The organism is Gordonia metallireducens (assembly GCF_021245825.1).
GTDB classification, from domain to species: Bacteria; Actinomycetota; Actinomycetes; order Mycobacteriales; family Mycobacteriaceae; genus Gordonia; species Gordonia namibiensis.
In genome coordinates, this window is record NZ_JAJQJP010000002.1 from 339,970 (window position 1) to 364,737 (window position 24,768).

Sequence of the window (24,768 nt, forward strand, 5' to 3'; positions counted from 1 at the left end):
AGTAGGTGCTCGGAGAGGCCCTCAGCGCAGTGCGGCCACGACCTGGTCGGCCATCGCCTTCTGACCGAGTTCATTGGCGTGCATCGCCGGGAAGCTGACCGCACCCAACGTCGGCTCGACCCACCGCCGAGCGCCCGCGCATGCGTCGTGGCCGGCGGAGACCTTGGTCATGTCGACGAAGGTGGCCCGTGTGGTTGCGGCGGCGCGGCGCATGGCGTCGTTGAGGGCGACGAAGGCCCGGTGAAGGTATGCGGTATCTCCAGGCGTCGTGAGCAACGACGCCGAGCAGAGAGCAGAGCCCTTGGCGGGGAAGATCTGCGGATACCCGACGAGGACCACGCGGGCCCGCGGCGCGGCGCGGTTGATTCCGCGCAACGCTTTCACGAGGTCGGGATGGGTCGAGGACTTGATCTTGTCGACAACCGAGGTGCCGTACCTATCGCGGCACGGAGTGGCCGACAACGGGGCCGACAACCAGGCCTGCTGGCAGGCCGACGTCGCGAAACTGAAGAACCCGTTGTTGTTCGCGCCGATCGTCAAGGTGATCAGGCGGGTCGCCGGTCCTACCGCCTTGATCTGCGGTCCCTGCCACAAGTGTTGCGGCCGAGTCAGATCCTCGGTCGTCGCGCCTGAGCAACTGGCATCGACTACCGGGGTCCCGCGTTGCTCTGCGACGAGGTGGGAGTAGTTGACGAGCGAGTTGGAGCAGAACATCGCCGCATTCGTCGCCTGGGGAAATACCGATGCGCCCGCGCTGTAGCTGTCACCGAGGTTGACGTACGGATGCCCGTCGGCTGCCTGGGCCGCGCCGGCATGGACGAGTCCGCCGACAAGGGCGGCGGCGGTGGCCGCGGTAGTCAGCATGGTTCGGATGCCGAGTCGTCGGCGCTTGCTGTGGCCGTACGGCACGGGCATTCGGGGCACTCCAGATCGTGGTGCTCATGTTGCTGATGTTGCTGATGTTGCTGATGAGACTAGCACGACTGGGTCCGAACCAATCCACGGTCGCGCGCGAACTTTCTTTGCGTACATCGAGACGTCGTGATGAAACAACTCAACCCAGTGAGGGAGTCGGGCGAGCCAATCCGGCAGTATGCCGGTGAGGCGTTCAGGGGCGTCGAGCTGGATGAGGTGGCCCGCTTCAGGGACGATGCGGAGTTCGGCGCCGGGGATAGTGGCCGCGAGCGTGTGCGCCCGGTCGAGAGCAATCCAGGCGTCCCGTTCACCCCACACTATTGAGAACCGGAAGTGCGAGCTGGTCGTAGCGGTGCTCGATGTCGCGGGTGTAACGCTCGTCGGCCTGCTCTATCTGTCGATAGAACGCGGCCTGACCGTGGTCGCCGAGCCAGGGGCGGACGAGCGCGTCGTGGTCGAGGTCGCGAATCGGGCGGTGCGCGGCGCCGGCGACGTACTCACGGACCAATGCTTGGTGTAGGGCCGCGGGTAGTTGCGCGAATACGTCAGCAATGTCGGCTACCAGTCGGAAAAATGGTGAGCCCCAAGGACTTAGGGCTACCACATCAACCAACGCCAGCGCTCGGAATACGGTGTTGTGAAGAAGGTGCGCCCGCAGGCTCACCGCGCCGCCGTAGTCGTGTGCGATGACGATGGGTCGATCGAGGCCCCATGAATCAACCAGTGCGGCCAGAGCATCGCCCTGGACGGCGAGGGACACGTCCTGTCCGTCGAATTTCGAGGATTCTCCGTAGCCAGGCATGTCCCAGAGGTAGACCGTGTGCCGTTGGGCCAGCGCGGTGGCGATGGGCCTCCACAGCCATGATGACCACGGGGTGCCGTGACACTCACAGGCAGGACGTCCGACAGCAGCTTAGACAATGCGATTCTGAAGGGGCATTGAAGTTCAGCTATTCGTCACAGTGACGTTTTATTAAGGGTGAGCTGCGTATAGGAGAAAGGGGGCTAGCCGCCAGGAATGCGACGCGATCAACGACGAAAGAGGACTTCGGTGAGCGTCGATATGCACCTCGACCGAGGATCGACCCGACAAACCACGCCACCGCGTGCCGGCGATCGAAACCAGTTGCGGAACAGGCTGCGATACTGGGGCTGCAAGAGACCGTTCCAACCCGTCCTAGGTAAGTGCCGATAAGATACATTATGTCAATTAGACCGCTGCATATTGCATCAGATGCATCAGCTCGCGCACTCCTCCAACTTTGCCCCCGCAAGCGCCAACCCAACTGTTACAGCGACATTCGGAGCATCGAAGGTTTCACGACCCCCGAGAGCCTGAGCCTGTGGCGTGGCTTGTCGTACAGCAGCATTCGGATCGGACTGACAGCATCGATTCGTCGGCTACGAACCGGAGCCGGCGCGCTAAGTGTGCAGACCTCGAATAGCACCGACCCGACATTCCTCAGCCGGACTTGACGCCGAAATCAACGCAGCCCGCCAACTCCTTGCCGAGTAGGTGTGATACGAGGCACACCTGTCCGGTCGCGCTAGCCAATCGACACCCCCCGTGATGGTCTACACTCATTCACACTAACAAAACGGGGGTTTCCAGTGTTGAATATGCGGGGTGTAGTGGCGTCACCAGCGCGTCGCCTGATGGTCGCGGGTTGCGCCGCAGCCACGGTCGCGTTCGGGGTCACGTCTGGCGCAGCCATAGCTGATGCAGGACCATACTCGTTCGCTGATCAAACGGTGTCGAAGCATACCGCCGATGGCTGGCGGATCACTGCCGTCAAAGCGCACGAGAAGGTGCGAAGCGTACGGCCCCTCAACCAATCACCGTGGACCCGAGAAGGCTTCCTGTCGCTACGCGGCGAAGGACGGATCTCCGGCGCAGGCCGGGTCGCGGTGTCCGCGGGCACCGTTAGCGCCGGCTTCCAGATCGGTTGCAACACTGACGTCACCTCCGGACTTACCCTCGGAGTGACCGCCGGGCCCACCGCCCAGATGTCCATCTCTTGGCCGCCGGCGCTGATTGTCGGCGCGCAAGCCAACGGCAACATCTCCACTACCTTGAAGCCTGGCACCATCGCCAACATCCCATTCGGCACAAAGAAACTCGCCGGACCGACCGCCGGGCTCACCGTCGATGGCGTGCACGTCAAGGTTGATGGCTGCCTCGGTCCGGTCGCGGTGCGCTCCTACGTCACGGTCGCGATCTCCACACCGGCCAATGACAACACCGTCAATGTGTACGGACAGCCTCACTACCTCTGACACGCCTCTGTTCTGAGTCGTCTCAAGACTTTCGGCTTTTCGACTTCGGGGGAATCGAACATCCATGTCTCACAACACCACTAATTCCGGTGGACCTGCCCACGCCACACCTACCGACAGCGGTGGCCGACGCGCCGTCGTCACCAAAGCCGCGTTGTTCGTCGCCGGCTGCATCCTGCTGATCCTGGCCGCGGCCAACCTCGACCACCTCGGCGAATGGAGCCAGCGTTGGGGCCAGATCCCCGTCTTCCTCGGATTCTTCCTCCTCATGTCCATCGCGGGACGCTGGTTCTGGAGCGGCGCCGACGCAATTCTCGGGAAGGTTGTCGGTAACCGATGACCCAAACCCGCACACGCTTTGCACTCAGGCGCCGACATCGCAGTGCGACAACCCTTCTCGCTCTCGCGGCCACTCTGTCAGGCACCGCCATGATCACTTCGGCAGCACTCACCGGCTCCCAGCCGACCGCCCAAGCCGACCCACTGTGCGATCAGATGCGCGCACAATACGGTGCCGGCTGGCCCTGCATCAGCGTCCCCACCTACACCCCACCACCCACACAGAACTCTCCACCACCCCTCACAGGACCAGCCAACACCAGCTCAAACAACGGACCCGGTATCACCGGCAACCCCGGACCCGGCCCCGGCGAAGGCAACGGCACCCCGATCGTCCCCGTCCCCGGCCAGCAGTCCCCGCAGCGCGACCCTCATTCCCCTGCCGCAGACAGTGCGGTCACACCCGCTCCACCCGAGTCAGGTGCCCCCATCAGAGAAGCACCTCAACCGGTACCGTCCGCGCCTTCGGCACCAAACAGCACCGGCGGCAACGCACCTACCGATAGCGCCCCAATTACCAAGGACATCGGAACCCTTCCAACCGAAACCGTCGCCAGACTCGACACCCCGACCGATGAGCGAACATCAATCCCGCTGCCGATCTGGATTCTTGCCGGCGCTGCAGCCATCGCCGCAGCCAACCCGCGAGCCAGGTCACTCCTGACGCGCGGAGGGTCGACGCAAGCCACACTTGGCCCCTCGAGGATGGTCCTGATTCATGACGAAACCTCCCCTACCACCTACCGGTTCGCCATGAACGTGCCTCCCGGCGGGCACACCGAAGTCAACCCCGACGGCTCGGCAACCGTCTACGACCGCGACGGCAACCCGGTCAGCCATGTCGCCCGACCCTGGGCCTTCGACTCCAGAGGCCAACCGCAGAAGACCTCGTACACCGGCGATGAGAACGGTGACCTCATCCAACACGTCGAGCCCGCCGCCGATGCCCGCTATCCCATCCTTGCCGACCCAACACAGACCTCCCACCTCATACCTCAACCCGGCGACGCAGGATTCATCGGACCGGTCACCTCCGAACAGCAGGCACAGGCCCGAGCCGAGCAAGCAGAACAGACACCCTCGACCAACGAGGGTCTCGCCGACCTGCTCACCGCTCCTATCACGGACCCACCCACAACAACCGGGACCGAGCCCAGCCCCACCCGGGGCGCTGAACCCACCCCCGGCCAGCAACTCAGCTACGGCGACTGGGCCGCCAACAACTACCTCGGCCAAGACGTCGGTCAAGACGCGCCGCAACAGCCACCACACGGCGACAAAAGCGGACTTTCGGAGCTACTCACCGCGGGAATCACCGACCAGCCGTCAGGACCTGAACCTGAACGCAGTCCCACCCAAGGGGCCGAACCAGCCCCCGGCCAACAACTCAGCTACAACGACTGGCTCGCCAACAACTACCTCGGTCAAGACGTCGGCGTGGTCAACGTCCGGACCGGAGCCGACGGACAACCCGAGTACTACCGCACCGCTCCCGACGGCACCGATACACTCGCGACCACCGCACAGACCGCACCCAACGGTGGTCTGATCTACGGTTTCGAAGACGGCACCGTCATTGCGACTGACATCGGCGACGGAGTATCCGCGCTCATCGAGGTACACCCCGACGACACCATCCGCATCGAGCACTCTGACGGGTTGTCCTACGACATTAGACCCGACGGCAACGTGTCGCTTGTTCGGATTCCCAACAACGCGGACACTAGAGGAGCGCTGTTCTCGACAGCCATGGAGGGCGCACGCGGACTCCTCGAAGCTGGCGGACTAGTTGCCCAACCAGGGCGTCACGCACTCAACCCCGGTGAGGCCGCCGCAGCCGCTCGTTGGCTTCGTATACTCGGCAAAGGCGCCGGCCCGGCCGGCACCATAGCTGCCATCGGTGCCGGCGGAATTGACCTCGCGAACGGCGCCCCCGTCCCCGAAACTGTCGGCTCCACCGTAGGCGGCCTCGCCGGCGCCACGCTCGGAGGCGCCGCCGGCGCTGGCGTAGGAACCTTCGCAGGAGTGGCGACCGCAGCAGCCATCGGAGCTGGCGCTGGGTCGGTAGTGCCTGTCGTCGGGACCGTAATCGGCGCCGCCGTCGGCGCCGGGATTGGAGCGTGGGTAGGCAGTAGCTACGGGCGCAGCATCGGCGAAGGCGCGCGCAACGCCTGGAACAAGCTATTCGGATGACGCCGACCCTTTAGACAGGAGCGGGCAAGTGCTGCTATTGATCGGGACCATTTTTACTGGCTTGGGGCTCGCGCTCCTCGCCTATCGCCCCACGCTCGACACCTCAGGAGCCTTCGACGAATCCTGGACCCTGGAAACGCCAAGAACGCTCACCTGGTCGCTAGCCGTCTGCGGAACAGGAATGACGCTGGCGTCGGCATGGCTGGCCTTCGGCGACAAAGCCGCTGTCCTTGGCGACCTACCACTGTCCCGGTTGCCATCGACTCCGTGGATCATTGTCGGCACTCTGGGTGTGATCTTCTTCGGGGCGACAGCACTCGTCGGTATCGCCGTAATGCTGTTCAACCCAAGTCACACACTCTTGGCACTTTCGATCGACGACGAGTACCTGACAGTGCAGTACGGCTTACGTAGACCCAAAATTGTCGAATGGGATAATGTCGTTGACCTGGAAATCAGCGGCCCGGAACGCTCCGAACTCACCTCCGAGCTGACCGTCTACCACCAAACCGGCCGCCGCAGCCTCTCCGAACTACACCTCTCCAAAGTGGCCACCGGACTCTCCCCCGAAGAACTCGAGCCGATCCTCAGAGCCCGGTGGCAACCCGACGCCCGGACAGAGGAAGACTCAACGTAGCCGGGTTCGCTGTGACGCTCGTTGACGAGCAACAAAAGCAGGGCGAGGCGAGCAGGACTACGGCCACGCCGCGGTAGTCAACGACCAAACGTCTGCCGAATCGGTTCGGCGACCTTCCAAGTACAGCTCGAAGAACGTTCACTGAGCGCACTGTCCCCTGCCGAGAATATGCAGAAATCGAATATGCAGGGTTACCAGTAAAGCACTGCATATTGCATCGGATGCATCGATTCGCGCACTCCTCCAACCTTGCCTCAGAAAGTTCCAACCCAACTGCTACACAGCGACATTCGGAGCATCAGAGGTAGCGGCGACCATATCGCCAGTACAGGGAATGGAGACGACCCCCTCCCGCTAGGTGCATGGGTGCTGGCCGCGGCGGCCGCGATCGCCGCAGCCCATCCGCGAACCAGCCGGGCACTGTCGCAGCGTGGCACCACGAAGGCCGGCAACCGCTCTGTCGGCCTGAGAATCCTGGACCAGTACAGGGTCCCTGCCTCGTCTCCGCGCGCGACCTTGGTCCACTTGGGCACCCGCATCGAGGATGTCTTGCCAGGCACCAACGGTCAAGTCCCAGGTAGTGGTGTAACTCGTTTCTGATCCTTCGTCGCTTTCAGGCAGGCAGTTCGATCAGCGGGTCGGTAGTGGCCTCCGTTGTTGTGGTGGTGTCGGTGGTCAGGGTCAGTCGACATCGGGTGAGGACCTCGAGGCCGAGGTATCGGCGGCCTTCGGCCCACTCGTCGGTCTGCTCGGCCAGGACCGCGCCGATGAGTCGGATGATGGCGTCACGGTTGGGGAAGATACCCACAACGTCAGTGCGGCGGCGAATTTCGCGGTTGAGTCGTTCGGTGGGGTTGTTGGACCAGATCTGTCGCCACACGTCATCGGGGAACCCTGTGAAGGCCAACAGGTCCTCTCGAGCGTCACCGAGATGGTCAGCAACCTTGGGGAGTCTGCCTTCGGTGTATTCCAGGAGTCGGTCGAACTGCTCGTGCACGGCAGTGGCGGTGGGCTGGTCATAAACGCTGTGCAGCATCGCTTTGACCGCCGGCCACATGGACTTGGGGCACACCGCCATCAGGTTGGCCGCGTAGTGGGTACGGCACCGTTGCCACACGGCGCCGGGCAGGTTCGCCGCGATCGCCTCGACCAGTCCGGCGTGGGCATCAGAGGTCACCAGACGCACCCCGCCCTGCCCGCGGGCGACCAGATCGGCGAAGAAGGTGTTCCAGGAGGCTTTGGTTTCGCTGGTCGCTACTTGCATGCCCAACACCTCGCGGTGGCCATCGCCGTTGACACCGGTCGCCAGCAGGACAACGGCTTTGACGACCTGCTTGTTCTCGCGGACTTTGATCGTCAACGCATCGGCGGTGACGAAGGTGAACGGCCCGACCTCGTCGAGGCGACGATGGCGGAACGCTGTGACCTGTTCGTCGAGGTCGGTGGCCATGCGTGAGACCTGTGACTTCGACAGCGAGTCGATGCCGAGAGTTTTGACCAGCTTGTCCATCCGGCGGGTCGAGACTCCAGCGAGGTAGCAGTCGGCCACGACGGTGATCAGTGCTGACTCGGCCCGCTTGCGGCGTTCGAGGAGCCACTCGGGAAAGTAGCTGCCCGAACGTAGCTTGGGAATGGCGACGTCGACGGTACCGACGCGGGTATCCAGTGGCCGGTGGCGGTAGCCGTTGCGGCGGTTGGTGCGCTCTGGTGTGCGTTGGTTCCATTCGGCTCCGCAGACCGCGTCGGCATCGGCCGACAGCAGCGCGTTGATCATGGTTTGCAGCAGCTCACGCATCAGATCTGGTGACGCCTCGGCCAGGGCTTGGCCAAGAAGGCCTGCAGGGTCGACAATGTGGGGTGCGGTCATCGCGATGACTCCTCGAGGATTCTGTGGAAGGTTGACTCGAAGGATCACGCGGTGGCCGCTCTGCATCCGTTAACGACACGACGTCGATAACGAACTCGGCCACCGAGTTACACCACTCTATGGGGCACTACTTCGTCAACTCCCCCACCACGGGAATACGGTAGGCCCGTGCCGCCCAGTGCCACCGGTAACCGAGCCACACTCCGGTGTTGAGCAGGGTCACGCTTCCCACCCGGCCGGGGTTGTCCGCGGCCCAGGTCAAGCCCCACGGGCCCCCGAAGTCGTGGACCACGAGGTGAGCCGTTCTGATGGCGAGCTCATCGAGCTGCTGACCTATGACGCCTGCATAGTCGACCGCCGAGTACCCGAACCCGTCGGGAACTCGGGCTTCACCGAATCCAGGCATGGGAAGGAGTCGTGTCGGCGCTACAGCGGCGGGGCTATGAGGCGCGGGCGATCGCCAACCCCCTGGAGAACCTCACCACCGATTCCGAGTACGTCGCGAGTTTTCTGAGGACAGTGCCCGCCCCGGTCGTCCTGGTCGGGCACTCCTATGGGGGTTCGGTCATCACCAATGCAGCGGCGGGGAACCCCGGCGTAAGGGCACTCGTCTACGTCGACGCCGCGGCTCCGGCCGTCGGAGAGACCAACGGCTCGCTGAGCGGAGCGGATTCCGTCCTGAAGAGGAAGCCAGACGCAGAACTGTTCGACACACTCCCGTATCCGGGCGCGCCCCCGGGAGCTGCCGACCTCTACCTGAAGAAAGACATCTTTGTGCGGCACTTCGCCGGCGACCTACCCGCCGTCCACGCCACCCGACTGTCGGCGACGCAGCGCGCGGCGTCGACCGCGGCCTTCGGCACGCCGTCGAAGTTCGCGGCGTGGCAGACCATCCCCTCGTGGTACTTCATCAGCAGTGGTGACCAGATCATCACGCCCACGTCGGAGAAGGCCATGGCACGGCGGGCGCGCTCACAGGTGACCATCTTCGACGGCGGGTCGCACCTGACCCTGATATCCCACCCGGAAGCAGTGACCGCCGTGATCGCACAAGCCATCGCGTCGGTGCGGTGACACCGCCGTCAGCTCGCCGTCGATGCAAGTACGAGCAGATCGCCACCGCCCCTCTGCTCCGCGGTGTTCACCGACCTGCGGGGTAGGCAACCTGCCCCCGCCGCCCGATGACCGCGCCTGAGCTGAGGATCGCCAGGTCCACATGGCCGGGGCCGAGAATGTGACGCACGTCCTCGCCGGAAGCCAGGAGATGGTCCGCGATGATCCGACGATGACACCGCCACCACACCGCCTCGGAGCACATCAAAGCCACGCGCGAGTTGTGGCCGATGTCGCGCAGATCGTCGAGAGCCCCGGCGAATTCATCGGACAACGCGTGGTCGGCGTAGTTGTGGAAGCTCCGGTTCTCCCACCAGCCGTTGACACCGGAAGGCACGTCTCTGCTCACCGGGCGTCGTCCAGTGAGAGCCTCTTCGCGCCGATACCGGACCCCCGCATCTTCGAGACCCAACGCAAGCGCGTCTTGGTTGAATTGTGGATATCGCTTCGAGCCGGGCAGTTTTCGGACGTCGACAACAAGCTCGATGTCGCTCTCGTGAAGCAGGCCCGCGAACTCGTCGAGAGTGTGGGTCGAGTGCCCGATGGTGAAGAACGGTTCTCTCCCGACGTCCCGCGCCGATCTCGTGGGTGCCGGCATGTCCTCATCGTAGGTGGTCGAATCGAGCCGGTGACCGGCCATCTGCACCCACCGTTGTGAGACGATTTCGACCAGTTGTCCCAAATCGGTCATCCGGGATCGCCGGACCTGCTCCAATGACAGAGACAGCACGGACGTCGGCGGTGACTGAGAGGTCGGGATGGCTAACTACTACCCAGAACTGGCAGAGCGAGTCGCGCGGCAGGCCGACGAGTTGCCCGAGCTGTACGGCGACTTCGACTTCGACACGACCCCGGAGCGATTCACCACCGACCCGGACGTGACGTCCGCACTGCCGCGCCGACTGGGCGATCGCAACAAGTACCTGAACGACCCGCGTCTGATGGAGTTGGTCCACACATCCACCTTCTTGGCCGATGTACCCGCCGATCGGGTCGCTGCCCTGGCTGCACGGTATCCGGTCTCCGAACTCGTGAATCTCGTCCGACGCGTATGCCGCGAGGGCGCGGATAACGTCTCCGACGCTCCCCCGGAGATCGGCGAACTCATCGCGGTGATGCAGGAGAAGCCCGACTGGATCGACTTCGGTCTCATCGACGACGGCGCTGCGTACTCCCGACTGTATGCCGCGCTCGTGTCACCCTTCATGACCCGGGGCGCATTCCTCGCGACCTTCACCAACAGCTATGCGGCACTGCCGATGACGATCACCGGCGCCTTGTCGGGCACCCGCGCCGCACACCGGGTCAACGAGACCACCGCCTACTTCGCGGTCACGGCACTGCCGGGCGGTCTCGAGCGCTTCAGCCCGGGTTTCGAGGCCACCGTGATGGTGCGGCTGATGCATTCGATGGTCCGGTTCAACGCGTTGCAGCGAACCGGCCGAAACAACAGCAAGAAGCGAACCTGGGATACCAGGGTCTATGGTCTGCCGGTCCCCCAGATCGATCAGTTCCCGGCGGGCATGATCGGGCCGTACCAGAAGGCCGACAAAGCAGTCAGAGCGAACCGCGATCTGCCCTACGACGAGCGGGCGATGGTCGAGTTCCACCGCTACCGCGGATTCCTGCTCGGCCTACCCGAAGAACTGCTGCCTGGTTCCGCACAGGAGATCGTCGATCTGTTCAACGCGCGCGCCGCAACCCTGCGCTACGGCTACGACGACGACTGCCGCAAACTCGTCAGCTCCACCATGGACGCCTACCTGCGCCCGTCTGCGAGCACTTTCGACCGTGCAGCGGACGCCGTCGAAAAGAGTTACAGCAAACTGGCTTTTACCGCCGCGTTCTGCGAGGGCAACTTCAAGAAGGCCGCCGACATGGGCGTCGACCTCTCGGTCACCGATCTCGCCCGTGCAGCGGCGACCGCGCCGTGGTTGACCAGCCGATTCGCTGCGGTCCGCTTCGCAGGCAGGCTCCCGGTGCTGCAGGATCTCGCCGACCAGTACATCACCGAGCTGGTCAAGCGACGCCTCGACGACTACGGAATCCCCGAGTACACAACGGATTCCCGCGAGTACGCGCACTGACAACCAGACCGGCGCCAGGTCGGGCGCAGTGGTCGGATCGAGCGGCACCCAAAGGTCAGGCGAGCCTCAGACCTGTCGGCACCCCGCTCGGGCGCTCGGAAGCGGGCGCCGGCGTGACGCCGGCCTCGGGAACAGCAGCAAGCGAGTCGTCTCGCTTGGTGCCGGGGCGCTCCATGCGGCGTTGGAAACGTTCCATGCCGACGGTGAACACCGTGAGCCCCACTGGGGCGAACAGTCCCACGATGAGTGCGACCATGCGTGTGCCTCCTGGCGTTCCGATACGTTGACCGGGAAGGTACATAACCATTCGTTCGTATCGGTAAACATCGGATTTCGTTGCCGGTTACCGGAGCCCGAGCGCGACCAAGCGGGTCAGCGGGTGTCGATTCGGAACACTCCACAGCGTCCTGCGACGGCGGCGAATGCATCGGGGGTGACGTCGGTGACCACGCCGGCGTCCTTCATCATCTTCGGGCCGTCGCTGCCCGACAGCTCAGGCCAGGCGCGGAGTACCGGGACCGCCTGGTCGGCGGGCAGTTCGACGAGCCGGACATCGGTCACGTCGCCGCGGATCGACAACTGTGCGAGTCCGTCGGCGGCGCGTACGTTGCGAGCCCAGTCGGCGCCGGGGAACCCCTCGAGAAGGTAACGCTCTCCGTCGAGGGTGATCACGGTCAGCGGCGTCCGCCGCGGCTTCCCGCTCTTTCTGCCGGGCACGATGAGGACCGGTAGCTCCTTCATCCCACCGAAGCGTTGGAGGAACAGGAACACCTTGTTCATCGGCTTCAGCCAGCGCGGAGGCGTGGCGGTTCGCGGTGACGTGGGCATTGGTCGCTCCTTCCGGCGCCTTACTCCGTACACCGTACTAGGTTTTCGGTGGCGCGTACACCACCAGCGGCCCGGTCAGCGTTGCACGTCGATCACCAGTCGTGTCGGATCGGTCAGCACATCGACAGTGAACGGCGCTCCGGGTTCGGACACGCCGATGAAAGACTGTGTGACGCCTTCGAATACGAGCGCACCCCGCACCTCCACCACCGAGCCACCGGGTTGCGCACGAACCGGATCGGGGCCGCCATACGGCTCGACGCCGCTGTCGCCGGGGTATGCCGACCCGGTGATCTGGACCTCCAGGATCGCCTCACCCGCGACGTCGACGGGGAAGCCACTTCCGTCCTGGAGCGCCTCGTGGACGTAGGCGACGCGCCAGCCGGGCCGCCCGCTTCCGCCCAGCTCGTAGACGACTCGATCGAATCCGTCGTGCGAGCCGGTCCGGATGTCGGTGACGGTGAGTCGGGCGCCCTCACCCGCGGGCGCGGTCTTCGGACTGGGGTTCCCGCCATCAATCGCGACATCGGACGGCGTCGAACCGGGCGTGGACGGAGGCGTCGACGTGACCGTCTCGGTCACCGTCGACGCGGCACCGCCGCCATCGTCAGGCTCACCGTCGACAGCAGAACACCCCGCGACGACGAAAGCAGCGACGAACGGGACCAGCGCGGCGCGCACACGCATCATGAGCGCCCACGCTACCGGGGGTCAGGGCCAGAAGATGGTGCCGTTCTGGAAGTCCTGGGCAAAGCGGCTGCCGATGCGGTACTCGCCACCGAGCGGGACGCCGTAGTACCCCTTCGCGGCCCCCTGCGCACGCCACTTCTGCATGATCCCGCCCCACACGATCTGGGCGCCGCCGTTCGCGGACCAGGTGATCGTGCCGCCCTGGAAGTCGCTGGTCCGTCCCTTGCCCGACTTGTACTCGTTGGTCGTCGGGAAGCCCAGCGCGCCACGCTCGGCGCCGATCTTCTGCCAGCGGGTCCGGATCGCGCCGCCGACCTGATGAGCCGTACCTCCATCGACGGCAGGGTGCCAATAGAACGAGACATCACGGGCGAAGCTCTGGTAACGACCATGCTTGGCCGAGGCTCGCTCGGGACCGGTCGGTGCGCCCCACTTCCAGGAACCACCGGTCTTGGAGTAGGCCTCCTCGATCTTCCCCCCGACAACGATCCCGTTGATCACCCGATCGGCGTGGGCGTTCGGAGCGAGAACAACGAGAGACATCGCGGCGGCCACGATCGCCAGGCCCACCGAGACATAGCGCGACCGGTGACGGCCGACGGCGGGGCGGGTGTCATCGGAGGCGCGTCGAAGCAGACACGAGAGACCAGACATGGGCGTGATCATACGGATGCAGCGGATACGCCGTTAGTTCAGCTCACGATCAAGTGGCTCGAATCAATCGATCACAGAGACGACACGAATAGCCGGAGCACCTGCTCAATAACGTCTTCTCGTTAGCTCAACCGGGTGACGTTTCGGCGTTTCGCGACGTTTTCCAGCGATGCTCTCTAGCTTTGGTCCAGACCTGAGCGGCGGAGGCCCTATGAGCGATCAGACATCCCGAAACGATGCGACCGAGGTGTCCGCCGAATTCGGGTACAAGCCAGAACTCAAACGCACCCTCGGGTCCTTCCAGGTGTTCGCCGTCTCCTTCGCGTTCATCTCGGTGGTGGTCGGCATCTTCGGCACCTACGGGATGTTGCTGAACAACTCGGGGCCGGTGGGGATCTGGACCTGGCTGATCGCGTTGGCCGGCCAGTTGCTCGTGGCACTGGTCATCGCACAGTTCGCCGCACGCATCCCGCTCAGCGGTTCGTCGTATCAGTGGGCCTCACGACTGGCCAACCCGCGCGTGGGGTGGATCTTCGGTTGGCTGACCTTCTGCTATCTGGTCACCGGCCTGATGGCGATCGACTTCGCAATGGCCAGCCAATGCCTGATGCCGCTCTTCAACATGGCACCCGACGAACAGACCGCCCGCGTGATCACGGTGGTCGTCCTGCTCGTGCAGGCAGCCCTGGCGATCGCATCCACCCGACTCGTCGGACTGATCAACTCCTTGGCCGTGGGGGTCGAGGTCACCATTGTGATCGTGCTCGTCATCGCCTTGCTCGTGGCAGTGGCCGTCACCGGCGACGGCTCGGTCAGCAATCTCGGATCACGCGGCGTCGCAGTGGATTCGGCGAACTACTTCGCCTTCGGTGGCGGCCTGATGGCGGTGATGATCGTCGGCCTGGCGACCCTGGTCGGCTTCGAATCGGCGGCCAACATGGCCGAGGAAGCCAAGGATCCCCATCGCACGGTCCCCCGGGCGATCGTGGGTTCCGTTGCCGCCGCCGGCATCCTGGGGATGTTGTTCCTCATCGGTCTGACGGTGGCCATCGACGACATCGCGAAGGTGACCGCCTCGGGGTCGCCGGTGGCGACGATCATGCGCGACCAACTCGGCGCCCCCACCGAACGAATCCTGCTGGTGGTCATCGCCATCGCCTTCTTCGGTGGCGGGCTGGTCTCGATGACCTCATGCGCACGTATCGTGTTCGCGATGTCGCGCGACCGCCGCTTCCCCGCCCACCGCCTCATGAAGCAGGTCAGCCCCCGAACTCAGACCCCGATCCCCGCGACAGTGCTCCCACTGGTGATCGGGATCATCGCGATGATCGCGATCCCAGGCGACGCGCTCATCGAACTCATCACTGCAGGAACCTTGTTCCCCGCAATCACCTACGGACTCGTCGTCACGCTGGACCTGGTCGTGCGCAAGCGCCTCGATCGACGGACCGGAGCCTTCGACCTCGGCCGATTCGAGCTGCCTGTCGCAGTGGTCGCTCTGGTGTGGACGGTCTGTGCGATCGTCATCCTCGTGTCCCCCACCGACGCGACCGTCCCGGTCATCATCGTCGGAGGTCTGATTCTCCTCGGCAGCGTCTACTTCGCCTTCATGCTGGTCTTCCGGCGAGAGGTCCTCGACACCGAACCCGGCCACGACGTCTTCGGTGGAACCGACGAGCGCCCCCGCGAACACCCGGCCGCCGAGGATGTCGACATCTGAACCGGTCGTTTGGTTCGCGACTAGTCGTAGAGGACCGCTCGTCCTTCCCGCCTCAGGACTTCGAGTCCCTCGCGGAACCGCTGGAGGTAATCCGGGGAATGCGGCTCCCAGTCGGTCATCTCCCCGACGACCCGGACGGGTCGGTCGCTGCGATACGAATGCGTCGGGTTGCCCGGGAACTTCTTGTCCGTCACGTTCGGATCGTCTTCCACCGGGCCTTGCGGTTCGACGATGTAGACCCTACAACGGCCGTCACCTCGGGCTATTTCGGCAGCCAGGACCGCGCCGTCCAGGACCTTCGTCATGTAGATGTAGTTGGAGGTGTGCTCGGGCCGATAGTTCGACTGATGGCCCGGCACCAGGTACTCACCCACCTGCAGGTCCGCTCTGGTGCCATGGAACAACGCACCGGACTCGTGCACCTCGAATCGTTCGGGTGTATCTGCCATGTTCGCCACTGAAAAACCTTCCCGCCGCACAGTTGCCGAGCCATTGTGCATTCGCTCCGGGGCCTTGCCGCAAGCCCCGTACCCGGCGATACACTGAAGGTGGAACGACACATTTTCGTCGTGTCCGGTCACGATTTGCTCACCCCGAAACCGCCGCTGCCGTGGTTCAATTCGTCGTGCGCGTAAGTCACTTGATCGCAACCGCCACTGCGGCTGTCCTCGCCGTCGGAACCGTCGGGTGCTCTGCCGGGTCCGAGAAGCCGGCCCCACAGTCGTCCGCGGTGGCCACGACAACTCAGACTCCGACGGCGGCTCCGCCCGTCCCCGAGTCCTCTGATGGACTCCGCATCGAACGGATCGAGTATCTCGACCCCGCCGACGCCGACGCTGCCGAGAACTGGGCCAACCTCTATCTACCGGCCGGCGACCACGAGGACGGGTCCGTTCCACTGGTCACCATCATCCACGGCGGCGGCTGGGAAAGCCGCGCCGGCGCAGAACAATTCGACGACATGGCGCGTGACCTGGCCGTCCGCGGACTCGCCGTCTACAACCTCGAGTATCGCCGGGTCGGCACCGGCGGCGGATGGCCGACGACCTTCCACGACGTCGCCCGCGCACTCGACCACGTACCCACGATGGCCGAGGCACATCCGGAACTCAGCATCGACGACGAACTGGTGATCGGCCACAGCGCCGGAGCACAACTGGCCGTCTGGGGCGGCACCCGGCACCGACTCGACGACGACGAAGTGGGCTCGCGTCCGGCTTTCGTCCCGTCCCGCGTGGTGTCCATCTCCGGCCCACTGGACATGCGCTACGCCGTGAACCACGGCAACGGCCGGGTCATCAAGCAGATCCTCGGCGGCACACCCGATCAGGTACCCGAGCGATACGCGTCGGTGGACCCGATCCAGAACCTCGACCCCGATCTGCCCGTCATCCTCTTCCACGGTCTCGCCGACGACGACGTGCACCCGAACAACTCCCGGCACTACACCGCCGCAGTCCACGCGGCCGGCGGCAGAGCGGAGTTGAATCTGGTGGACGGTGAAACGCACACCTCACTGGTCCACCGCCAGTCCCCCGCCTACCAGCAGATTCTCGACCGGCTCACCGTCGTGGCCACCACCGAACTCGCGAAGCTCCGCAACGAGTGACGGACACGCTCCTCACCTCAGCCGACGGGCGAACACGCGGTCCGCTCGAACGCGCGGGCACAACCGACACGTCGGCTAATCGCCAGCGGGGTCGCTGCCGTCGCCGGTCACCGGCAGCGCAGCGAGCGAGGTCACCGCGATCGCCGTCAGCTCCGTTCGGTCCACCCGGCCGTTCGCCAGGATCTCCATACCTCGGGTGACCGCCACGAAGACCCCTCAGGCGCGTTCCATCACCGGTAGCGAACTGTTCGTCGACGGCGGCGATTCGCAGGTGTGACGAGCACGTCGCCCCGCGGGGCAACGCCTACCGGCAACGGCGAGCCCTGCCGAGGGTCGAGGCGAGTGGGTACGCGTTTGACGCCGTTCGCGCCCGGGGTATCCGACTCCGCACACAAACTTCTGTGGGAGGCCAACGGTGAACAGCAGCGAAACACGGTCAGGTCGGGTCTCGGCGCCGTCCTTCGCCCTACCGGGGGTGGTTCTCGGCGTCGGGTTGGGCGGGTTCATCGACGGAATCCTTCTCCATCAGATTCTGCAGTGGCATCACATGCTGACGAGCACCGACAGCGACCGCATCGGGCTCGACCACTACCCTGCCGACACCGTGCACGGTCTCGAGATCAACACCCTCTGGGACGGACTGTTTCACACCTTCACCTGGCTCGCCGTACTCGTCGGGCTCGCGCTGCTGTATTCGCGCGTCACCCGATCCCGGCAACGGTTGTGGGCCTCTCGCGCACTATGGGGTTGGGTTCTCGTCGGGTGGGGTCTGTTCAACCTCGTCGAAGGGGTCGTCGATCACCACATCCTCGGTATCCACCACGTCCGCACCGGTGACAACCAAACCCTGTGGGACGTCGGCTTTCTGATCCTGGGCGCGGTCCTCGTGCTGGCCGGATGGGCACTTCAGCGATCTGCCGCACCACTTGCGACGCCGGCGGCGAAGCAGCACACCTCGACGTCGTCGTGAACGTCGCCCACCAGGCAGAACCAGGCGCGGTGTCCGCCGGTGCCCTGGCGGCGATGGCGGTCCTCGTCCTGGCCGCAGCGGTCTACCTCGTCGCCGCACGCCGATGCCATGGGGAGCCCCGCGGATGGAACCACTGGCGCACCGTCAGCTTCCTGCTCGGGCTGATCCTGCTGGGATTCGCGTTGCGGCCCAGCACATCCGGATCATTTCCGGACCACATGATCGGCCACCTCCTGCTCGGCATGTTCGCGCCGCCGGGCCTCGTCCTGGGCGCACCCATGACGTTGCTCCTACGGACCGCGCCACCATCGACGACCCGGCCGCTGGTGCATCTGCTCAGATCCCGGCCGGCCCGTATCTTCACGCACCCCGCATTCCTGCTCACCGCGGTCATCGGCGGATTGGTTGCGCTCTACTTCACGCCACTGTTCGCCATCGCCGACGAGCATGCCGCGGTGCATGCAGCGATCCACGCGCACTTCTTCATCTCCGGTTATCTGTTCGCCTGGATGATCGCCGGCCCCGACCCGGGTCCGGACCGCCCATCGGTGCGGATGCGGATCGTGGTGCTCGGTATCGCGGTTCTCGGGCACGCCGTCGTCGCGCAACTGATCTATGCCGGCCTGTTCGTCGCCGTCGACGCTCCGCCGGATGAGCTCCGAACCGGCGGCACGCTCATGTACTACTGGGGCGACATCGCCGAGATCCTGCTGGCCTTGGCGCTCCTCCTCACGTGGCGGCCGGACCATCGCGGGACGGCCGAGAACCGGGGCCGCCCAGCGACGCAGGCCGTCCCCGGATGATCTCGAAGCAGTTTGTGGCGCCGGCCGGACAAGATTGCCCCCACCCCTCTATGTGAGATCTGAGCGATCTGGTCGGTCCACCTTCGATTCTCGACTCGACACCGGCAAAACCGCCGACGACAGCAGAGCCAGCTTCTCGGCGTCCGCGCTACCCGGTTCCGGATGGAAGACGACGAGTTCGAGCCCCGGTGTCCCGTCGATGCTCATCCGCTCCCGGTACAGCGTCATCTCCCCGACCGTCGGATGATCGAACTGCATCGGGGCGCCGAACTGTGCCTTGACGTCGTGCCTTGCCCAGAGTTCGCGGAACCACGGACTCGCAAGGGACAACTCGCCCACCAGCTCGACGAACCGCGGGTCGTCGACGTCGGTGCCGACCGCTCGACGCAGGTTGCCGATCAAGCATCGCGTCGAGTTCCGCCAGTCCGGGTACAGGGCTTGATCAGCGGGTTCCAGGAACATGTCCCGAAGTTGGTTCCGCCCCACCGCGAACCGCGGTGACAGCGCCGTCGCCGAGGCGTTGGCGACCAGGATGTCGAAGTAGCGGCCCTCGACGTACGCAGGCTGACCGAGGCTCTCCACCAGTTTCTGAACACCCACCGGCACAACCTCTTTGCGAATACGTCGGCGGGGTCGTCGGGGTTGGTCACCCACCAACGACAACAGATAGGCGACGTGGTCGTCGTTGAGCTGAAGGACCCGCGCCAGCGACTCGAGGACCTGCGTCGACGGGTTCCGGTCGCGGCCGCGCTCCAGGCGCAGGTAATAGTCCGCGCTGATCCCCGCGAGCATCGCGACCTCCTCGCGCCGCAGGCCCGGCACGCGTCGCACCCCGACCTCCGGGATGCCCGCCTGTTCCGGGGCCACGAGCCCGCGGCGCGCCTTCAGATACTCGCCGAGCGTGTTGGGCCGGTTGGTCATGTCATTCAGCCTAGGTCGAGCCGCGCGGATGAGAGGGGGTCCTGCCACACCCTGGGACAACCGGAGCACTGCCGGATCGCGCGACGCATCCATAGCGTCGACGACACGGCCCACCTCGGGCCAGACGGAAGGGATCCACTCATGACAGTCACTCTCATCACCGGGGCCAACAAGGGAATCGGTTTCGAGACAGCCCGCCGGCTGACCCGGCTCGGGCACACCGTCTACATCGGCGCGCGCGACGCCGAGCGGGGCGAGAAGGCCGCCGCCGAAGCCGGTGCGCGGTTCGTGCAACTCGATGTCACCGACGATTCGTCGGTCGCCGCCGCGCTCGCCCGGATCGACGCTCTGGAGGGACGCCTCGACGTACTGGTGCACAACGCCGGGATCTCCGGCGATTGGATCGTCGACGGTCCGACCGCTGCGAGGGTCTTCGACACCAACGCCGCGGGCATCGTCCGGGTCACCGAGGCGGCACTTCCACTGCTCCGCGAATCCGATCATCCACGGGTCGTCACGGTGTCCAGCAGTGCCGGATCGTTCTGGGCCGTGACGAACCCCGACCGTCCCGAGTACGGTTTGACCGCGACGCTGTACGCCGCGTCGAAATCCGCGGCGACGATGCTCACGCTCCAGTATTCGAAGGCCGAACCGGCGATCAAGTTCAACGCGGTCGAACCCGGCTTCACCGCGACCGACATGACGGCCTCGACCGGGATGACCGGCGGACGGCCCGCCGAGGACAGTGCGCGTACTGTCGTGCGCCTGGCGACGATCGACCCCGACGGGCCGACCGGAACCCTGCAGGACGAGAACGGAATCCTCCCCTGGTGAAGGCGGGTTTGGGACCCCCTCGGCGGGGTTACGCTGGGACATGGCCTTCCAACGCGATGTCGCACCCGGAATCCATCGCCTCGAACACGCGTACACCAACCAGTACCTGGTCGAGGACGGCGACCGACTCGTGATCGTCGACGCCGGACTGCCCCGGTCGTACGGCCCGCTGCTCGACGCGATCCATCAGTTGGGTCGCGATGTCGACGCGGTGTCCGCGCTGATCATCACCCATGGGCACTTCGATCACGTGGGCACCGCACGGCGCCTGGCCAAACACTGGCGCATACCGGTGCGCATCCATCGCGACGACGCGTGGCTCGCCGCTCATCCCTATCGATACGCGCACCAGAACGCCACCCGATTCGGGGTTCCGCTGCGCAACCCGCCGTCGTGGAAACTGCTCGGCCGCATGGCCTTTGCCGGAGCCTTCCAGGTCCGCGGAATCGACGAGGCCCAAGTGACCACCTTCGACGACGCCGCCGAGCTCCCAGGGAAGGCCACGGTGGTGCCGACCCCCGGACACACCTTCGGCCACGTCTCCCTGCACTTCCCCGACCGCGACGCGGTGATCGCCGGCGACGCACTGGTCACCCTCGACCCCTACACCGGGGCACACGGGCCCCGGTTGATCGACGGGTCCGCGACCGCCGATCTGGAGCGGAACAGGGCGTCGCTCGACGCCCTGGCGAGCACCGGCGCGAAGTCCGTCCTGCCCGGGCACGGCGTCCCGTGGCACCACGGTGCGGCGGCGGCCGTGGAGCGCGCACGCCACACCGACAGCTGACACCGGACGGGCCGCTCAGTCGAGACGTTCGTAGATCGTCGCGTTCGCGAGACCGCCTGCCTCACACATCGTCTGGAGCAGGTAACGCCCACCCCGTTGCTCGAGCGCGTTCAGGCCGGTGGTGGCCAGACGGGCTCCGCTGGCTCCCAGCGGGTGACCGAGGGCGATCGCCCCGCCGTTGACGTTCACCTTCTCCAGGTCGACGCCGAGCTCCTGGACCCAGGCCAGTACGACCGGCGCGAAGGCCTCGTTGACCTCGAACAGGTCGATGTCGGCCAGGTCGAGTCCGCTGCGCGCGAGCACCTTCCGGGTCGCCGGGATGATTGCGGTGAGCATCAGGAGCGGATCATCGCCGGCCACCGCGATCGTGTGGACCCGCGCCCGCGGGCGCAGCCCCAGCTCCGCCGCCTTCTCCTCGCTCATGACGAGGACGGCCGCCGACCCGTCGCTGATCTGGCTGGCACTGGCGGCGGTGATCTTCCAGTCGATCTCGGGGAACCGCTGCTCGATCGCCTCGTCGTGGTATGCGGGTCGGAGGCCACCCAGACTCTCGAGGGTGCTGCCCACCCGAATCCCCTCGTCCGCGGTCAAACCGGCGATCGGTGCGAGCTCGGCGTCGAACAACCCGTTCTTGGTCGCCTGCGCCGCCAGTTCGTGTGAGCGCAGGGAGAACTCGTCGATCGCCGTCCGGGAGATGCCCCATCGCGCGGCGATCAGTTCGGCGGAGATGCCCTGCCCGACAAGTCCATCCGGGTAGCGCTCGTCGAACGCGACACCGTTCAGGTCCGACGCACCCACCGCGGCCGAGCCCATCGGAACCCGAGACATCGATTCGACTCCCGCGGCCACGACCACGTCGTAGGTGCCCGCGATGACTCCCTGGGCCGCGAACGCGATCGCCTGCTGTCCGCTGCCGCACTGGCGGTCGATCGACACACCGGGCACCGACTCCGGATAGCCCGCCGCCAGCAGTGCGCGTCGTGCGATGTTGAAGCTCTGCTCGCCCACCTGACTGACGACTCCGGTGATGACGTCGTCGATCTCCGCCGGATCGATGCCCGTGCGGTCGACGATCGCCCGGAGACTGTGCGCGAGAAGGTCGACCGGATGGACGTCGTGCAACCCACCCGAGGGCTTCCCCTTCCCGATCGGAGTGCGTACCGCGTCCACGATGACTGCAGTTGCCATGTTTGACCTCCATCTAGGCGGATCGTCGCCGACGATCCGAAGGTGGCTGACTTTTGTCTGCCATAGTCAGAGATCTACGCCCTGACTATGGTCGTGTCAAGTCAGGGTAGGATGGATCACATGATGAAGTTGGTGGGACCGCTCGCGGAACGTGACCGGTGGGAGGCGACGCACTGCTCGATCGCCAAGGCGGTCGAGCTGGTCGGTACCCGATCGGCGATCCTGATCCTGCGTGAGGCGTTCTACGGCGCGACCCGCTTCGACCAGTTCGCCCGCCGGGTCGGCATCACCGATGCGGTCGCGTCGGCGCGGTTGAAAGAGCTCACCGAGGCGGGTGTCTTCACGAAGGTCCCGTATCAGGAGCCTGGTCAGCGAGTCCGTTACGAATATCTGCTCACCGACATGGGCCGGGATCTCTTCCCGGTTGTCATGTCGCTCTGGCAGTGGGGCAACGACCACCTCCAGCCCGACGGCGCTCCGCTCACGGTCACCGACGCGTCCCACAGTCCGGTTCGCGTCGGGGTGGTGACGGGCGAGCAGAAGACCCTCGACCCCGAGGATGTCGAGGTGAGGGTCAACCGCTCGGTGCGGTGAGCGCCCGACCACGGATTCGTCGCAAGACGAATCCACCTGATAGTCTCGGGCTCACGTTCACGCGGTGCTGTAACCCGCTTGTTGAACCAGAGGCCGGGGCGCTTACAGGAACCCCCGGTCTTGTCCAAACTTCCGCGAGTCCCGGTGACCTACTTCGCTGCCGTGCGCCGCAGCTTGGTGTTGACGAATTCGCCCAGGCCCCAGCGTCCGAGTTCACGGCCGTAACCCGAACGCTTGACGCCGCCGAACGGCAGGCCCGGCAGCGTGGTGCCGTGCTCGTTCACGTAGGCCATGCCCACCTCGAGCCGGTCGGCGACCTCCTCGGCCTTCGCGGTGTCGGTGCTCCACACCGACCCACTGAGACCGAACTCCACGTCATTGGCCAACGCAACGGCCTCGTCCGCTGACGACACCTTGTAGACCATGGCCACCGGTCCGAAGATCTCCTCGGAATAGGCGTCCATGTCCGGCGTGATGTCGGTCAGCACGGTCGGCTGGAAGAAAGCGCCGTCGCGATCGATCGCAGCGCCACCGGTCCGTAGCGTCGCACCCTGGTCGACCGCGGTCTTGACCTGGTCGGCGACGGTGTCGCGTGCCGAGATCGACGACAGTGGTCCCATACGCGTGGACGAGTCACCCGGATCCCCCACCTTCGTCGCCTCGAACTTCTCGACGAGCCCGTGCACGAAGTCGTCGTAGAGCTCCTCGAGCACGATGAACCGCTTGGGCGAGTTGCAGGCCTGTCCCGCATTCGACAGGCGGGCCCGCGCAGCGATAGTGGTGGTTCGGTCCATGTCGGCGGAGTCGAGCAGGATGAACGGGTCCGAGCCGCCCAGCTCGAGGACCGACTTCTTGAGGTTCTCGGCGGCGACCTTGGCCACGGCTGCGCCGGCGCCCTCGCTACCGGTCAGCGACACCCCGCGGATGGCGGGATGGGCCAGGAGCTCTGCGACCTGGTCACTGCTCGCGTACACGTTCGCATACACGTCGTCGGGTGCACCGGCATCGTGCAGGATCTCGGCCATCAACGCCGACGATGCCGCGCAGATCGACGCATGCTTGAGGATGACGGTGTTACCGGCCAGCAGGTTCGGAGCAGCGAATCGGGCCACCTGGTAGTACGGGTAGTTCCACGGCATCACACCGACCAGCGGTCCGATCGGCGCCGTCTGGACGATCGACGACTCGGCGCCCTGGGGATCCAGTTCCTCGCTGACCAGGAGGTCTGGGCCGTGTTCGGCGTACCAGCGGTAGATGTCGGCGGCGAGTTGCACCTCACCTGCCGCCTCCTTGGCCGGCTTGCCCATCTCGGTCGTGATCGTCGACGCCAGTTCGTCGGCGCGCTTCTCGTACAGGTCCGCGGTCCGGGACAGGATGGCCGCACGCTGCGCGACGTCGGTGCGTCGCCAGCTCTCGAAGGCTTCGAGCGACCGTGCCGCGAGTCCGTCGATCTCGTTGTCGGCGAGTCCGGGGAACTCGCGATCCGTGACGCCTGTGGTGGGATTCGCGGTGACGTAGGTGCTCACAGAGAACCGTCCTTCCGATGTCGGTGGTTCTGGTCGGCTGCGTTGATGGGCCCACGCGATGGGGCGCAGCCCGAGTCTCGAACGGGTACCCGCGCGATCTCGGCGCAAACACGAGCACCGCGGGCCCGCTCGCCACGCCGCGCTCCTCCGTTCGGACCAAATTCGGTGAAACGCAGGTGGCGGACGCGCAGACACTCTCCCCAAACCTCGGCGGGT

General features: G+C 65.4%; 27 protein-coding genes. 13 read left to right on the forward strand and 14 right to left on the reverse strand.

Going from position 1 to position 24,768, the window contains the following annotated elements; all coding sequences use genetic code 11:
* Positions 1-21 precede the first annotated feature (21 nt).
* Positions 22-915 (reverse strand): SGNH/GDSL hydrolase family protein, encoded by an 894-nt coding sequence (locus tag LQD00_RS01555; protein ID WP_232715349.1) that lies wholly within the window; start codon positions 913-915, stop codon positions 22-24.
* A gap of 307 nt (positions 916-1,222) precedes the next feature.
* Entirely contained in the window at positions 1,223-1,774 is a 552-nt protein-coding gene (locus LQD00_RS01560; RefSeq protein ID WP_308195913.1) for an alpha/beta fold hydrolase, read from the reverse strand.
* Between the two features lie 893 nt (positions 1,775-2,667).
* On the opposite strand from LQD00_RS01560, the gene LQD00_RS01565 reads away from it, so the two are divergent.
* The 4 genes from LQD00_RS01565 (at position 2,668) to LQD00_RS01580 (ending at position 6,361) form a co-directional block, all read left to right on the forward strand.
* The gene (locus LQD00_RS01565; protein WP_232715350.1) at positions 2,668-3,192 is read left to right on the forward strand and encodes an MspA family porin; all 525 of its coding nucleotides are present in this window, start codon (positions 2,668-2,670) and stop codon (positions 3,190-3,192) included.
* Between the two features lie 64 nt (positions 3,193-3,256).
* Entirely contained in the window at positions 3,257-3,532 is a 276-nt protein-coding gene (locus tag LQD00_RS01570) for a hypothetical protein (protein WP_232715351.1), read from the forward strand.
* A 752-nt stretch (positions 3,533-4,284) separates the two neighbouring features.
* The gene (locus LQD00_RS01575) at positions 4,285-5,724 is read left to right on the forward strand and encodes a hypothetical protein (protein ID WP_232715352.1); all 1,440 of its coding nucleotides are present in this window, start codon (positions 4,285-4,287) and stop codon (positions 5,722-5,724) included.
* A 28-nt stretch (positions 5,725-5,752) separates the two neighbouring features.
* A complete protein-coding gene (locus tag LQD00_RS01580; protein ID WP_232715353.1) occupies positions 5,753-6,361 on the forward strand; it encodes a hypothetical protein in 609 nt (202 codons plus the stop codon).
* Between the two features lie 613 nt (positions 6,362-6,974).
* On the opposite strand, the gene LQD00_RS01585 is transcribed toward LQD00_RS01580, so the two are convergent.
* Positions 6,975-8,228 (reverse strand): IS256 family transposase, encoded by a 1,254-nt coding sequence (locus LQD00_RS01585; RefSeq protein ID WP_232715354.1) that lies wholly within the window; start codon positions 8,226-8,228, stop codon positions 6,975-6,977.
* Positions 8,229-8,355: 127 nt separating this feature from the next.
* Positions 8,356-8,634 (reverse strand): alpha/beta fold hydrolase, encoded by a 279-nt coding sequence (locus LQD00_RS01590; RefSeq protein WP_232715355.1) that lies wholly within the window; start codon positions 8,632-8,634, stop codon positions 8,356-8,358.
* An 11-nt stretch (positions 8,635-8,645) separates the two neighbouring features.
* Between LQD00_RS01590 and LQD00_RS01595 the strand changes: the two genes are divergently transcribed.
* Positions 8,646-9,302: an alpha/beta hydrolase gene (locus tag LQD00_RS01595; RefSeq protein WP_232715356.1), complete on the forward strand. Its 657-nt coding sequence runs from the start codon at positions 8,646-8,648 to the stop codon at positions 9,300-9,302.
* A gap of 67 nt (positions 9,303-9,369) precedes the next feature.
* Here LQD00_RS01595 and LQD00_RS01600 read toward each other — a convergent pair whose 3' ends face one another.
* Positions 9,370-9,939 carry a DUF488 domain-containing protein gene (locus tag LQD00_RS01600; protein ID WP_232715430.1) on the reverse strand — a complete coding sequence of 190 codons (570 nt, stop codon included), beginning with the start codon at positions 9,937-9,939 and terminating at the stop codon, positions 9,370-9,372.
* Positions 9,940-10,099: 160 nt separating this feature from the next.
* Between LQD00_RS01600 and LQD00_RS01605 the strand changes: the two genes are divergently transcribed.
* Complete coding sequence (locus LQD00_RS01605; protein ID WP_232715357.1) at positions 10,100-11,428, forward strand: oxygenase MpaB family protein; 1,329 nt, start codon at positions 10,100-10,102, stop codon at positions 11,426-11,428.
* A gap of 55 nt (positions 11,429-11,483) precedes the next feature.
* Here the strand turns inward: LQD00_RS01605 and LQD00_RS01610 are convergent, their stop codons facing one another.
* The 4 genes from LQD00_RS01610 to LQD00_RS01625 all read right to left on the reverse strand — a co-directional run bounded on the left by LQD00_RS01610 (position 11,484) and on the right by LQD00_RS01625 (position 13,600).
* Positions 11,484-11,684, reverse strand: a complete 201-nt coding sequence (locus tag LQD00_RS01610) for a hypothetical protein (protein WP_232715358.1) — start codon at positions 11,682-11,684, stop codon at positions 11,484-11,486.
* A 116-nt stretch (positions 11,685-11,800) separates the two neighbouring features.
* Positions 11,801-12,256, reverse strand: coding sequence for a nitroreductase/quinone reductase family protein (locus LQD00_RS01615; RefSeq protein WP_232715359.1), 456 nt, complete (start codon positions 12,254-12,256; stop codon positions 11,801-11,803).
* A gap of 75 nt (positions 12,257-12,331) precedes the next feature.
* Entirely contained in the window at positions 12,332-12,946 is a 615-nt protein-coding gene (locus LQD00_RS01620) for an AMIN-like domain-containing (lipo)protein (RefSeq protein ID WP_232715360.1), read from the reverse strand.
* Positions 12,947-12,967: 21 nt separating this feature from the next.
* The gene (locus LQD00_RS01625) at positions 12,968-13,600 is read right to left on the reverse strand and encodes an LGFP repeat-containing protein (RefSeq protein WP_232715361.1); all 633 of its coding nucleotides are present in this window, start codon (positions 13,598-13,600) and stop codon (positions 12,968-12,970) included.
* Between the two features lie 211 nt (positions 13,601-13,811).
* Between LQD00_RS01625 and LQD00_RS01630 the strand changes: the two genes are divergently transcribed.
* Complete coding sequence (locus LQD00_RS01630) at positions 13,812-15,320, forward strand: APC family permease (protein WP_232715362.1); 1,509 nt, start codon at positions 13,812-13,814, stop codon at positions 15,318-15,320.
* Between the two features lie 20 nt (positions 15,321-15,340).
* On the opposite strand, the gene arr is transcribed toward LQD00_RS01630, so the two are convergent.
* Positions 15,341-15,769: an NAD(+)--rifampin ADP-ribosyltransferase gene (gene arr / locus LQD00_RS01635; RefSeq protein ID WP_232715363.1), complete on the reverse strand. Its 429-nt coding sequence runs from the start codon at positions 15,767-15,769 to the stop codon at positions 15,341-15,343.
* A 281-nt stretch (positions 15,770-16,050) separates the two neighbouring features.
* Here arr and LQD00_RS01640 point away from each other — a divergent pair, with 281 nt between their 5' ends.
* Positions 16,051-16,929 (forward strand): alpha/beta hydrolase, encoded by an 879-nt coding sequence (locus LQD00_RS01640; RefSeq protein WP_232715364.1) that lies wholly within the window; start codon positions 16,051-16,053, stop codon positions 16,927-16,929.
* Between the two features lie 75 nt (positions 16,930-17,004).
* Here LQD00_RS01640 and LQD00_RS22695 read toward each other — a convergent pair whose 3' ends face one another.
* The gene (locus tag LQD00_RS22695; protein ID WP_269784476.1) at positions 17,005-17,136 is read right to left on the reverse strand and encodes a hypothetical protein; all 132 of its coding nucleotides are present in this window, start codon (positions 17,134-17,136) and stop codon (positions 17,005-17,007) included.
* 208 nt (positions 17,137-17,344) lie between these two features.
* Between LQD00_RS22695 and LQD00_RS01645 the strand changes: the two genes are divergently transcribed.
* Both LQD00_RS01645 and LQD00_RS01650 read left to right on the forward strand, forming a co-directional pair.
* A complete protein-coding gene (locus LQD00_RS01645) occupies positions 17,345-17,899 on the forward strand; it encodes a DUF2243 domain-containing protein (protein WP_232715365.1) in 555 nt (184 codons plus the stop codon).
* Entirely contained in the window at positions 17,827-18,702 is an 876-nt protein-coding gene (locus LQD00_RS01650) for a cytochrome c oxidase assembly protein (protein WP_232715366.1), read from the forward strand. Before LQD00_RS01645 ends, LQD00_RS01650 begins: the two co-directional genes overlap by 73 nt.
* A gap of 48 nt (positions 18,703-18,750) precedes the next feature.
* Here the strand turns inward: LQD00_RS01650 and LQD00_RS01655 are convergent, their stop codons facing one another.
* A complete protein-coding gene (locus tag LQD00_RS01655) occupies positions 18,751-19,623 on the reverse strand; it encodes a helix-turn-helix domain-containing protein (RefSeq protein ID WP_232715367.1) in 873 nt (290 codons plus the stop codon).
* Between the two features lie 141 nt (positions 19,624-19,764).
* On the opposite strand from LQD00_RS01655, the gene LQD00_RS01660 reads away from it, so the two are divergent.
* Positions 19,765-20,457, forward strand: coding sequence for an SDR family NAD(P)-dependent oxidoreductase (locus tag LQD00_RS01660; RefSeq protein ID WP_232715368.1), 693 nt, complete (start codon positions 19,765-19,767; stop codon positions 20,455-20,457).
* 40 nt (positions 20,458-20,497) lie between these two features.
* Entirely contained in the window at positions 20,498-21,244 is a 747-nt protein-coding gene (locus LQD00_RS01665) for an MBL fold metallo-hydrolase (protein WP_232715369.1), read from the forward strand.
* A gap of 15 nt (positions 21,245-21,259) precedes the next feature.
* On the opposite strand, the gene LQD00_RS01670 is transcribed toward LQD00_RS01665, so the two are convergent.
* Entirely contained in the window at positions 21,260-22,432 is a 1,173-nt protein-coding gene (locus LQD00_RS01670) for an acetyl-CoA C-acyltransferase (RefSeq protein ID WP_232715370.1), read from the reverse strand.
* Between the two features lie 120 nt (positions 22,433-22,552).
* Here LQD00_RS01670 and LQD00_RS01675 point away from each other — a divergent pair, with 120 nt between their 5' ends.
* A complete protein-coding gene (locus LQD00_RS01675) occupies positions 22,553-23,026 on the forward strand; it encodes a winged helix-turn-helix transcriptional regulator (protein WP_232715371.1) in 474 nt (157 codons plus the stop codon).
* A gap of 149 nt (positions 23,027-23,175) precedes the next feature.
* Here the strand turns inward: LQD00_RS01675 and LQD00_RS01680 are convergent, their stop codons facing one another.
* A complete protein-coding gene (locus LQD00_RS01680) occupies positions 23,176-24,552 on the reverse strand; it encodes an NAD-dependent succinate-semialdehyde dehydrogenase (RefSeq protein ID WP_232715372.1) in 1,377 nt (458 codons plus the stop codon).
* Between the last annotated feature and the right edge of the window lie 216 nt (positions 24,553-24,768).